The organism is Nakamurella lactea DSM 19367 (assembly GCF_000426645.1).
Taxonomy (GTDB): domain Bacteria; phylum Actinomycetota; class Actinomycetes; order Mycobacteriales; family Nakamurellaceae; genus Nakamurella; species Nakamurella lactea.
In genome coordinates this window covers 93,904-105,782 of record NZ_AUFT01000021.1, presented here as the reverse complement: position 1 = coordinate 105,782, position 11,879 = coordinate 93,904, and the positions used below count along the sequence as shown (strand labels likewise).

Below are 11,879 nucleotides of genomic sequence, written 5' to 3'. Positions count from 1 at the left end.
CTGCCGGCGGCGGGGGTGCTGGTGTCGGCGGCTTTGTCGCTGCCGCAGGCGCCCAGGGTCAACGCGGCGACCGCGGCGAGTGCCACGGTGATGCCCAACTGTCGGAGTTTCATGTCCGTCATTCCTTTCGGATGGCGGGGCCGGGGATCTCCCGGCCCGGGTGGTCGTACTAGTGGGTCAGGATCTTGCCCAGGAAATCCTTCGCGCGAGCAGATTTCGGTGCGGTGAAGAAGGCGTCCGGGGCGGCGTCCTCCAGGATCTGGCCGTCGGCCATGAACAGCACGCGGTCGGCGGCCCGCCGGGCGAATCCCATCTCGTGGGTCACCACGAGCATCGTCATCCCCTCCTTGGCCAGTGAGGTCATCACGTCCAGCACCTCCTGCACCATCTCGGGGTCCAGCGCCGAGGTCGGCTCGTCGAACAGCATCACCTTCGGCTGCATGGCCAGCGCCCTGGCGATCGCCACCCGCTGCTGTTGGCCACCGGAGAGCTGGGCCGGCAGCTTCGACGACTGCTCGGCGATACCGACCCGCTTGAGCAGCGCCTGGGCGAGGTCTCTGGCGGACTTCTTGTCCATGCCCTTGACCTTCACCGGCCCCAGCATCACGTTGTCCAAGATCGTCTTGTGGGCGAACAGATTGAACGACTGGAAGACCATGCCGACGTCCGCGCGCAGCCGGGCCAACTGCTTGCCCTCGGCCGGCAGCGGCGTGCCGTCGATGTCGATCCGGCCGGAATCGATCGGCTCCAGCCGGTTGATCGTGCGGCACAGCGTCGACTTGCCCGAGCCCGACGGACCGAGCACCACCACCACCTGGCCGGCCGGCACGGTCAGATTGATCGTCTTCAGCACGTGCAGATCGCCGAAATGCTTCTCCACGTCGTACATGCCGACCATCGGAGTGGCGTCACCCGCCGCAGTTGCCCTGGCGGCCGCGTCCTTGGCGAGACCGACCGGCTCGTTCGCCGAAGAATCTGTCACCTGCAGGACCTCCTAGTCACGACAACGACCCCGGGTTCGTGTCCGGGGTTGATGAAGCCTTTCACAGACTTGCCCGACCTGCCTTCGTCTATCGGGCATCGGTTACCCGATCTTTACCGCTTTCTGAGCTACCGGCCGGAGGGTCGGGAGAGCTGGTGCCGCCGGCTGCGCGTGGGCGTGGGAGTACGGGTGGGAGTAGGAGCGGCAGCTGCAGCGACCGTTCCCGATCGCGATCGGTCAGGGTCCGGCCGTGGCGGCGATATCCTGAGCGGCGTGTCTGTCGTCGCTTCGCCGTCCGCCTCCGCAACCCGGCCCGCCGGTGACCGGACCCCCGTCCGCACCTACCAGGTCCGCACCTACGGCTGCCAGATGAACGTGCACGACTCGGAGCGGCTGGCCGGGCTGCTCGAGGATGCCGGTTACGCCGCCGCAGCGGCCGGGCAGGACGCCGACCTGGTGGTGTTCAACACCTGCGCGGTCCGGGAGAACGCGGACAACAAGCTCTACGGCAACCTGGGACACCTGGCGCCGGTGAAGGCCGCGCACCCCGGCATGCAGATCGCCGTCGGCGGCTGCCTGGCGCAGAAGGACCGCAGTGAGATCACCCGCCGGGCGCCCTGGGTGGACGTGGTCTTCGGCACCCACAACGTCGGCTCGTTGCCGACCCTGCTGGAACGCGCCCGGCACAACGACGAGGCCCAGGTGGAGATCCTGGAGTCGCTGGAGGTGTTCCCCAGTTCGCTGCCCGCCCGACGGGACAACTCCTACTCCGGCTGGGTATCGATCTCGGTGGGGTGCAACAACACCTGCACGTTCTGCATCGTGCCGTCGTTGCGCGGCAAGGAGAACGACCGCCGTCCCGGCGACGTGCTGGCCGAGGTGCAGATGCTGGCCGACGACGGCGTGCTCGAGGTGACGTTGCTCGGGCAGAATGTCAACTCCTACGGCGTCGAGTTCGGCGACCGGCAGGCGTTCGGCAAACTGCTGCGGGCCTGCGGACAGGTCGACGGGCTGGAGCGGGTCCGGTTCACCTCGCCGCACCCGAAGGACTTCACCGCTGATGTGATCGAGGCGATGGCGCAGACGCCGAACGTCTGCCACCAGCTGCACATGCCGCTGCAGTCCGGGTCCGATCGGGTACTCAAGGCGATGCGCCGCTCGTACCGGACGACCAAATACCGGCAGATCCTGGCCGACGTCCGGGCCGCGATGCCGGACGCGGCGATCACCACCGACATCATCGTCGGGTTCCCGGGCGAGACCGAGGACGATTTCGAGCAAACTCTGGAGCTGGTCCGGTTCGCCGAGTTTTCCGCCGCCTTCACCTTCCAGTACTCGCCGCGCCCGGGCACCCCCGCCGCGTCGCTACCGGACCAGGTGCCCGCCGAGGTGGTCGGCGATCGGTACCGGCGGCTGACGGCGGTGGTCGAGGAATCGGCCTGGACCGGCAACAAGCAGCAGATCGGCCGGGAGATCGAGGTGCTGGTCTCCGCCGGGGAGGGCCGGAAGGACACCGCTACCGCGCGGATGTCCGGCCGGGCCAGGGACGGCCGACTGGTGCACTTCGCCCCGGTCGGGTCGGTGATCGACCGCGCGATCCGCCCCGGCGACGTAGTGACGACGGTCGTCACCGGCGCAGCCCCGCACCACCTGCTCGCCGACGGCGAGCTCGGCTCGCACCGGCGGACCAGGGCCGGCGACCGGCACGACGCGGGGGAGCGGCCGCGCACCCCGGGCGTCGGCCTGGGGATGCCGGGCCTCGGCCGACCGACCCCGTCAGCCCCGTCAGCTGCGGGTGCCTGCGGCACCCGCTGACCCGTCCTGCCCCGACTGAGCCCACGCGAGGATCAACGTCGGACGCGAGGATCAACTGCGCACCGTTTGTGACGGGTGTGACGAACGAGTTGATCGAATCCTCGCGACCGACGTCGATCCTCGCGGAGAGCTACTTCATGCCGGCCAGGCGGACGCCGGTGGTGATGTAGCGCTGGAAGATCAGCACCAGCAGGATGGTCGGCAGCGCCGCGATGGTGGAGCCGGCCATCAGCAGGCCCCAGTCGGTGCCGCGTTCGGCACGGTAGTTGCCCAGATACACCATGATCTGGGTGAGTCCGGGTGAGTCACCGACGGTCAGCAGCGGCCAGACGTAGGCGTTCCAGTACGCCAGGAACGAGCCGAAGCCCATCACCACGAACGGCGCCTTGGACTGCGGCAGGAAGATCCGGGTGAAGATCTGCCAACGGTTGGCGCCGTCGATCAGCGCAGCCTCCTCCATCCCCATCGGCATGTTCAGGTAGAACTGCCGCAGGAAGAACATCTGCCCGCTGGAGGCCAGCCCCGGGATGATCAGCACCGCAAGGGTGTTCAGCATGCCGAGTTTGGCGACCACCACGAACGAGGTGACCAGGATGGCCATCCCCGGCACGAACATCGGCATGATGCAGACGACCCACCACAGGCCCTTGCCGAAGAAGTCAAGCCGGGCGAACGCATAGGCGGCCAGTGAATTGATGAACAGGCTGAGCACGGTGAAGATCAGCGCGCCGACGAAGGTCAGCCACAGCGCGTGCAGGTAGGCCGGATCGTTGAGGATGGCCCGGTAGTTGTCCCAGTTCCACATGTCCGGGAAGAACTGGAACGGGCTGCGCAGCACCTCCTCCTTCCCCTTGAAGCCGGCGATCGCCATCCAGGCCAGCGGGAACATCGCCGCGCAGAAGATGACCAGGCCGACCAGCGCCTTGAGAACCTTCATCACGGTGCGCGAACTCATCCGTCCACCGCCTTGTCCGACTTGATCGCCTTGAAGATCACGATCGAGACCGCGCCGATGACGATGAACAGGATCAGCGCCGCGGTCAGCGAGTAGGTGAACGAGAACGCCGAATTGTCCCGGAACTGGTTGAAGATGAACAGGTTCGGCGTGGTGGTGGCGCCGACCGGGCCGCCGTTGGTCATGATCAGCGGCAGCAGGTACTCCTGCATGGCCAGAGTGAAGCCGGTGACCAGCAGGTACAGAAACACGTTCTTGAGCAGTGGGATGGTGATGTACCAGGTGCGCTGGAACCAGTTGGCGCCCTCCAGCGCCGCGGATTCGTAGTAGCTCTCCGGGATGTCCAGCAGCCCGGCCAGCAGGATCAGGGTCGAGATACCGAAGCCCATCCAGATACCCGCCACCGACACCGACGGCAGTGCGCTGGCATCGGTGTTGAGCCAGGCCTGCGGGTCGATGCCGAACAGCCCGACGAACCAGTTGGCAAAGCCGGTGTCCTGGTAGATGAACACGAACAGCAGGGCGACGACCACCACCGAGACGACGGTCGGCAGGTACACGGTCGTCTTCAGGATCGCTGCACCCTTCTTGCCGAGCGTCTTGATGAAGGTCGACAGCAGCAGCGCCAGCACCAGGACCGTCGGCACCACCATCAGCGAGTATTTGAGTCCTACCCACAGCGATGCCCAGAAATCAGGGTCGGTGAGCACGAACTTGTAGAACTGCAGGCCGACGAACTCGGCCGGCTTGTTGTAGTAGGTCTTGTAGGTCGACAGATAGAAGGCATAGATCAGCGGCCAGATGACGAAGATGCCGAGCAGGATCACCAGCGGCGCGATCATCGCGTAGGCAATGCCGTTGGAACGCAGGTGTTTCGGCGGTTTGCTCAGCGCGCGCCGTTGCTTGCGGGAGAGCGTCGCCGGCGGAGCGGCAGCAGAGCTGGCGGCCGTTGCCGAATCAGTGGTACGGGTGATCGTCATGGGAAGTCCCCGGGTGTCTCGGGTCGTGCGGACGGCTCACGGGCCGGCCGGTCCGTCGATGGTCGGGCCGGAGCGGCGGGTCGGTGTGCGGCGCCGGGCTGGGCGAGGCACACCGACCCGGTGGGATCAGTTGTCGCCTGGGCCTTTCCCGGCGAGCTCCTGCTGCTTGATCACCCGGTTGATGGCCGTGTCCGCGGTCTTGAGCGCGGTCGGGACATCGGATTTGCCCTTCATGGCCGATTCGATGGCGGTGCCGAATGCCAACGAGATGTCCCACGGGTATCCGGGTTCGGCCTTGCCGTGCGCCACCACCTGCTCGCTGATGATCTTCATGAACGGGTCGTTGCTGGCCTCGGGAGTGTTGGCCAGCGCCTTGTCGACCGAGGTGCGGACGGTGTACTTGGAGAAGCCGCTGAGCTTGAAGAAGTCGGCCATCCGCTGCGGATCGTCGGCCAGCAGCCACTTGACGAAGTCGGCCGCCGCCTGCTGGTTCTTGGACTTGGTGTCCACGGTCAGCGTCCAACCGCCCAGGGTGGCGGTCGGCTTGCTGGCATCGCCGTCCAGCGACGGGAACTCAGCGACCGCCGTATTGGCCAGCAGGTCCTTCTTCTTGGAGTCCTTGATCTGGCCGACTGCCCACGAGCCGTCGGCCATCATGGCCACCTCGCCGTTGATGTACGGCGAGGCGTCGGGGTAGCCGACCTTCGGCTGCTGCGGTATCAGCTTCTGCTGGAACAGCGTCTGGTAGAACGCCAGCAACTTCTCGAAGCAGGGCTCGGTCGCCCGGCCGGCGGACCAGTCACCGGTCACCGGCAGATGCCCGCAGGCGTTGTACTGCAGGCCCCAACTGGACCAACCGAGGTCGGCGGCGACCGAGGCGATCGTCATCCCCTTGACCTTGTCGGTGGTCAGCTTCTTGGCCCAGGTGATCAGCTCGTCCCAGGTCTTCGGCGGCTTGGTCGGGTCAAGGCCGGCGGCCTTCACCAGGTCGGTCCGGTAGTACAGCACCGTCGACGGCTCGACGAGCATCGGGTAGGCGTAGTTCTTCCCGTCCACCTGGACGAAACTCTTCACGTTGTCCTTGATGTCGGCGAACACATCGGCAGGCATCAGCGAGTCCAGATCGGCGAACTTGCCTTCGTCGACGCCGGCCCGGATGGCGCCGTAATTGGTCGTCGCGATGTCCGGCTGGGTGCCGGCGGTCTGCGCGGCCTTCAACTTCTGGTCCCAGACGTCCGACGGCACGACGATGTAGTTGACGTGGACCTTGCTCTGCGAGCTGTTGAACTCCTTGACCTTCTCGCCGAACCATTTCTGCTGGTAGTCCTCGAACTTCTGCTGCCAGAAGGTCACCGAGACCGCACCCGCTGCCGTGGTGCCGGCGGCCTCGGAAACGCCCGACTTGGTGTCGACCGCGGAGCTGGTGACGTCGCCACCGCCGCCGTCGCTGGTCTGTTGGGCCGTGGTGTCACCACCACCACCACCACCACCGGCGGCGCCGCCACCGACCGGCGCCGAAGGGCCGCCGCACGCGGTCATCACCAATGCGCCGGCGACGACCGCCGCCACCAGGCCGCTCGCTCTCCTGAATCTGGTCCGCATGACTCCTCCTTGAGTTGCTGCTGTTGATCTCCGATGGTTCAGGACGTACCGGATGCCGGCACCGAAGCTGCTGCGGCGCCGGACTTCTGCAGATCCGCCCGGTACCAGAAGACTTGGTACGGATCCCAGATCGAGAGCGTGAAGTAGATCCGCCGACCGCCATCGGCGACGTACGTCGGCGACAGGTACGGGGCGTAGAGACCCGGGGCGTCCTGCTGGGTGACCAGCGGGATCGCCTCGCTCCACGGTCCCCATGGCGCCGCCGCCTCGCGGATCGCCGATCCGCCTCCGTCACCGGCGGTGTAGGTCATCAACCACCGCTGCAGGTACGGGTTCCACGCCACCGAGAGCTCGCCGACCGCCGCGTCGACAATGGTCTTCGCGGCGCCGATGTTACTGCTCCACTGTGGGGTGCCGTCACCGGAAGTGCCGGAGAAGTACTGGTACGCACCGGGTTTCTCCACATCGATCGCGGCGACCTTCATCAGCTGTACGCCGCCGAACCGGCCGTGGGTGACGCCGTGGAAGTACAGCTCGCCGTCGACGTCGGTCACGCTGACCTGGACGAAGTTGCTGTCGCCCGGCCACTTCGGCGCGTCCAGCTGCTGCCAGGTCTTCCCGTCGTCGGTGGACTTGGCGAGGCCGGAGTAGTTCGTTTCCCACTCGCCGGGCTCGCCCCAGTGTTTGACCGACATGTAGTCCAGGTACATCGCCCCGTTGGCGCTGAACCCGTAGGTCGGGATCTTCGTCATCTCTTCGTTGTCGATCTTGTCGCCGGGAATCATCTCCAGCGCCCAGCCGGTGGCCGGGTCGGTGACGAAGCCGTCGAAGGTGATGCCGTCAGCGGGGTTGGTGTCGGTGCTGTATGCCAGCGCGTTGCTCCGCCATTCCTGGCCGCCGCCCCCGGTGAGGCCGGGTTCCCGCTGACCGAAGGTGTCGCCGAAGACGAACCAGGTCTTCCCATCGTGTTCGAACATCGACCCGAGGTCGGCACCGGCGATCTCTACCGTGTCGGTGTGGTTGATCCCGTCCGGTCCGGTGAGCTGGCCGATCCGGGTGACGTTGCTGACGCCGGTCAGCAGATGCGGGAGGGCGCCGGTGGGCAGCCGATCGGGTGGCGGTACCGAGGTCGGCGGTTCTGCGCGATCGTCGGCGTCGGACCCGCAGCTTGCGATCATCGCGACCAGGCAGGCGAGAGCTGCCAACGCAGCCGTCCGCCGGCGCGTCACGCGCCGCCCTTCAGGACCGGGAGGATATGACCGAACATCTCCGCACTCCTCCCGCCTCTCGCCAACGAGATAACGATTTCTGGCGGAAGTCTGGCCGTCCCGGAGGGTCCGTGTCAAGAGCTACCCGCAGCCGGACGGACAACGGCACAGGCCCGTGGCGGGGCCTGTGCCGTTGTGGATCTCTGAGCGGGTGGGGTCAGCCGTCGACTGCGTTCTCCGCGGCCGCCAGCCACTCCTGCCACTGCGCCGCCTGTGCCTCCGCCTCCTTGGCCTTGCGCTCGTTGCCGGCCGCCCTGGCCCGATCTGCCTGGCTGCGGAACTGATCGACCCGGCTGCGGAACTGGTCCACCCTGGCTTGGGTCTCGGGGTCGGTCCGCTTCCAGTGCGAATCCTCGGCCTTGCGGACCCGGTCCTCGATGGCGCGGAGCCGGGAGTCGAACTCGCGGATGCGCTCCCGCGGAACCTTTCCGGCCTCCTCCCAGCGTTCCTGGATGCTGCGCAGCGCACGCCGGGCGGCCTCCAGATCCTGCTCGGGCTTGATCCCCTCGGCCTCGGCCAGCAGTTGTTCCTTGGTCTTGGCATTTGCCTCGAACTCGGCGTCACGCTCGGAGAAGGTCTGGTTCCGCCGGGAGAAGAACTGCTCCTGGGCGGCCCTGAACCGTTCCCAGAGCGAGTCCTCGACGTCGCGCGGCGCGCGGCCGGCGGCCTTCCACTCCGTCATCAAATCGCGGTAGGCGCCGGCGGTCTCGCCCCACTCGGTGGAGTCGGAGAGCGCCTCGGCGCGCTTGATCAGCTCCTCCTTGACGTCCTTGGCCGCGGCCCGTTGCTTGTCGAGTTCGGCGAAGTGTGACCCGCGGCGGCGGGAGAAGGTGTCCCGGGCCTTGGCGAACCTCTTCCACAGCACGTCGTCGGTCTTGTGGTCGATGCCGTGGATCTGCCGCCACTCGTCGACGATCGACTTCAGCCGGTCACCGGTCGATTTCCACTGGGTCGACTCGGCGAGTTCCTCGGCCTCGGCGCACAGCGCCTCCTTGGCCGCGATCGCGCGGGTCCGCGCCTGCGCCCGGGCCTGCGAGGCGCCGGCGATGGCCTGGTCGGCGGCCCCGATGACCACTTCGAGCCGGGCGGCCGCCGAGTCCAGGTCGCCGACCGCGGACAGCGTGGTCACCTGCTCGCGCAGCGCGATCGCCTGGGCCTTGCTCGCCTTCGGGTCGCCGGCGCCGGAGGCGAGTCTGGCCTCCAGCAGCGCGATCTCGGTGGAGAAGTCGTCGAACCGCCGGCCGTAATGGGCCAGGCCGGCCTCGGCGTCACCGGCTTGCCAGACCCCGACGGAACGCTCGCCGTCGGTGGTCTTGACGTACACGGTGCCGTCGTCGTCGATCCGGCCCCATTGGTGCGGATCGACCGGCTCGACGGTGGGTTCGACGACGGTGGTCGATGTCGCGCTCGGCGCCGCCGACGGGTGACCCGGACGGTGGCTCCGGCCGGCCCCCGGTCGCCCGGGACGTCCGCCGCCCGGGCGGGCCGGCCGCTGGCGGCCGCCGCCCGGCCGCTCCTGCGCCTGGCCCGCCGGAGCGGCCGGGCTCGGCGGCGCGGTGTCCGCGGCCACGTCGGCGGTCGCGGTCCCTGCCGGTGCGGCAGTGGTCTCGGTGGTCTCGGTGGTCTCGGTGGTCTCGGTGGTCTCGGTGGTCTCGGTGGTCTCGGTGGGTGCGGCAGGTGCGGCGGCGGTCTCGGCGGTCTCGGCCGGTGCGGGGGTGACGTCGGCCGATGTCGGACCGGCGTCGGCCAGCGTCGGGGTCTGGTCGCCCGGCTGCTGTTCGGATGCCGGCTGCTGTTCGGATGCCGGCTGCTGTTCGGGTGCCGGCTGCTGTTCGGGTGCCGGCTGTGGCTCGGGTGCCGGCTGCTGTTCGGATGCCGACCCTGGCGCGGGTGCCTCCGGCGCCACGCCGGTGGTCGAGCCGGTATCGGCCGACGACGCCTGGTCGGGTGTCGGTTCGGGGGCCGGCAGCGGCTCGGGGACGGGTGGTGCGGGCGCAGGAGACGGTGCAGGCGCGGGGGACGGTGCAGGGACAGGCGAGGGCGACGGCGCGGGCGCCGGCGACGGTGTTGGCACCGGCGAAGGCGCGGGCACCGGGTCGGGCTCGGGGCGCAGCGGCTCCGGCGTGGGCGGGGCCGGCGGTGCGGCCGGGTCGGGGGTGGGCACCGGGACGTCCGGAGTCGGCGTCGGACCGGCGGGGCCGGGATCAGGGACCGCCGGACCCGGTACCGGCCCGGGGACGCTCATTGCCTCCGGCGGGGCTGCTGCAGCAGGAGTGCTGGTCTGCGAGTCGGTGGGGGTACCGGTGGAGATGTCCTCGGTCATCGGAACGGGCCTTCCTGCGTTCGTCGGGGATCGGGCGATCCCCGGGTGCCCATGGGGCACCCCGGTCGTCTGCGGTCGGCCTGTGGCCGACGGCACAGTTCAGTGTGCCTTCTTCTTCGCGCGCGGGCGAGACCGGCCTCCGGAACCGTGCTGGGATCTGATCGACGCCGGGGCGCCGGATACTCTGCGGCTGTGATCGTCGCCGCCGCTCTCTGCCCGGCTGCCCCGCTGCTGATCCCCGGGGTGGCGCCGGCACTGGCCGCCGAGCAGCAGCCTCTGGTGGACGGGGTGCGACGGGCGCTCGACGACGTGGTCATCGCCGCAAACGACGCGGCGATCGGCAACCTGGGCCGGCTCCTGGTGGTGACGCCGGGCCGCGCGGCGCGCTGGATACCGAACGTGCGCGCCGATCCCGGCCGGCTTCCCTTCGGTCGGAGCACCCCGCTGTCCGGGCCACCCGATCCCGACCCCGTTCGATCAGGCGATTCGCCGGTCGACCTCGCACCAGGAGTCTGGATCGCCCGTTCGCTGCTCGGGCGCGGTCCACGCCTGGACGCGCTGGAAGTCGGCCCCGTTCATCGCCGGGCCGACGGTTCCTTCCCGGACCGTTCGCCCACCGTCGTCCGGCACCTGATCACCGAAGACGAACCGATCGGGGTGGTGGTACTCGCCGATGGCGCAATCTGCCACGGCGACGACGCACCGGCCGCCGAGGATGCCAGGGCCGAATCGTTCGACGAAGCACTGCACGACGCGCTGACGGCCGACGGTGGGCCTCTGCAGCTGCGGCACTGGTGTGCCGCGAACGCCGAATTGGCCGGCTCGCTCGGAGCGACCGCGCCGGCTTCGTTGATGGTGCTGGCCGAACTGCTCAGCGGAAACACCTCGACGGTCCGGGCGGAGTATTTCGGGCACCCGTACGGGGTCGGCTACCACGTCGCCTGCTGGCGACGATGAGCGGAGCGGCCGGCCGCCTGGTCGTCGTCTGCGGTCCCACCGGCACCGGCAAGTCGGAGCTCGGGATCGAGCTCGCCCTGCGGCTGGACGGCGAGGTGATCAACGCCGACTCGATGCAGTTGTACCGGGGTATGGACATCGGCACGGCCAAGGTGCCGGTGGCCCGGCGGCACGGTGTCGAGCACCATCTGCTGGACGTTCTCGAGGTGACCGAGACGGCGAGCGTCGCGGTCTACCAGGCGGCCGCGAGGGCGCAGATCGAGCGGCTGCTGACCGCGGGCCGGACGCCGGTGCTGGTCGGCGGGTCGGGCCTGTACGTGCAGGCGGTGATCGACGAGATCGCTTTCCCCGGAACGGATCCGGCGGTCCGGGAGAAGTTCCTGGAGCAGGTGCAGGAGCGCGGCGCCGCGGCGTTGCACGCCGAACTGGCGGCAGTCGACCCGGCGGCGGCGGCCGCGATCCAGCCCGGCAACGGCCGGCGGATCGCCAGGGCACTGGAGGTCATCGAAATCACCGGGCAACCATTCACCGCCACCATGCCGGTGCCAGGGCCGGCCCGTTACGACGCGGTGATCCTCACCCTGGACCGGCCCACCGAGCAGCTCGACCGGCGGCTGGCCGAGCGGGTCGACGCCATGCTGGCGGCCGGCTTCCTGGACGAGGTGACCGGGCTGATCGGACGAGGTCTGCGGCAGGGCAGCACCGCCCGCCGGGCGCTGGGCTACGCCCAGCTCATCGAGGTGGTCGACGGCATCCGCGCGCTGCCGGACGCGACGACGGATACCGTCACCGCGACCCGGCGATTCGTCCGCCGGCAGCGATCCTGGTTTCGCCGCGACGCCCGCCGGCACGACCTGGATGCCACCGACCCGGCGCTGCTGGACGCCGCGCTCGCCCTGGTCGGCAGCAGGATCGAAGGGCACCCGTAGCCTGATCGGCGTGAGCGAGCTGGCGAACGAACCATCGGCACTGAACGAAGGCAGCCCCCGAGGGACGA

9 protein-coding genes are annotated in these 11,879 nt (G+C 68.8%); 3 read left to right on the top strand and 6 right to left on the bottom strand.

Annotated features, from left to right (window positions below):
* Positions 1 to 169 precede the first annotated feature (169 nt).
* Complete coding sequence (locus K340_RS0119365; RefSeq protein WP_029137916.1) at positions 170 to 898, bottom strand: amino acid ABC transporter ATP-binding protein; 729 nt, start codon at positions 896 to 898, stop codon at positions 170 to 172.
* 357 nt (positions 899 to 1,255) lie between these two features.
* Here K340_RS0119365 and miaB point away from each other — a divergent pair, with 357 nt between their 5' ends.
* On the top strand, positions 1,256 to 2,797 hold the full coding sequence (gene miaB, locus K340_RS31640; protein WP_154674362.1) for a tRNA (N6-isopentenyl adenosine(37)-C2)-methylthiotransferase MiaB: 1,542 nt from the start codon (positions 1,256 to 1,258) through the stop codon (positions 2,795 to 2,797).
* 130 nt (positions 2,798 to 2,927) lie between these two features.
* On the opposite strand, the gene K340_RS0119355 is transcribed toward miaB, so the two are convergent.
* The 5 genes from K340_RS0119355 to K340_RS31630 form a co-directional block, all read right to left on the bottom strand.
* The gene (locus K340_RS0119355) at positions 2,928 to 3,752 is read right to left on the bottom strand and encodes a carbohydrate ABC transporter permease (RefSeq protein WP_029137915.1); all 825 of its coding nucleotides are present in this window, start codon (positions 3,750 to 3,752) and stop codon (positions 2,928 to 2,930) included.
* Positions 3,749 to 4,732, bottom strand: coding sequence for a carbohydrate ABC transporter permease (locus K340_RS0119350; protein WP_051266913.1), 984 nt, complete (start codon positions 4,730 to 4,732; stop codon positions 3,749 to 3,751). The genes K340_RS0119355 and K340_RS0119350 overlap by 4 nt, the downstream gene beginning before the upstream one ends.
* A gap of 126 nt (positions 4,733 to 4,858) precedes the next feature.
* The gene (locus K340_RS0119345; RefSeq protein ID WP_029137913.1) at positions 4,859 to 6,334 is read right to left on the bottom strand and encodes an extracellular solute-binding protein; all 1,476 of its coding nucleotides are present in this window, start codon (positions 6,332 to 6,334) and stop codon (positions 4,859 to 4,861) included.
* Positions 6,335 to 6,372: 38 nt separating this feature from the next.
* Positions 6,373 to 7,563 carry a DUF4185 domain-containing protein gene (locus tag K340_RS31635; RefSeq protein ID WP_211229543.1) on the bottom strand — a complete coding sequence of 397 codons (1,191 nt, stop codon included), beginning with the start codon at positions 7,561 to 7,563 and terminating at the stop codon, positions 6,373 to 6,375.
* Positions 7,564 to 7,759: 196 nt separating this feature from the next.
* Positions 7,760 to 9,172 carry a DUF349 domain-containing protein gene (locus tag K340_RS31630; protein WP_084614676.1) on the bottom strand — a complete coding sequence of 471 codons (1,413 nt, stop codon included), beginning with the start codon at positions 9,170 to 9,172 and terminating at the stop codon, positions 7,760 to 7,762.
* Between the two features lie 945 nt (positions 9,173 to 10,117).
* On the opposite strand from K340_RS31630, the gene K340_RS0119325 reads away from it, so the two are divergent.
* Positions 10,118 to 10,882: a class III extradiol ring-cleavage dioxygenase family protein gene (locus K340_RS0119325; protein WP_029137912.1), complete on the top strand. Its 765-nt coding sequence runs from the start codon at positions 10,118 to 10,120 to the stop codon at positions 10,880 to 10,882.
* Positions 10,879 to 11,811 (top strand): tRNA (adenosine(37)-N6)-dimethylallyltransferase MiaA, encoded by a 933-nt coding sequence (gene miaA / locus K340_RS0119320; RefSeq protein ID WP_029137911.1) that lies wholly within the window; start codon positions 10,879 to 10,881, stop codon positions 11,809 to 11,811. The genes K340_RS0119325 and miaA overlap by 4 nt, the downstream gene beginning before the upstream one ends.
* Positions 11,812 to 11,879: the final 68 nt, after the last annotated feature.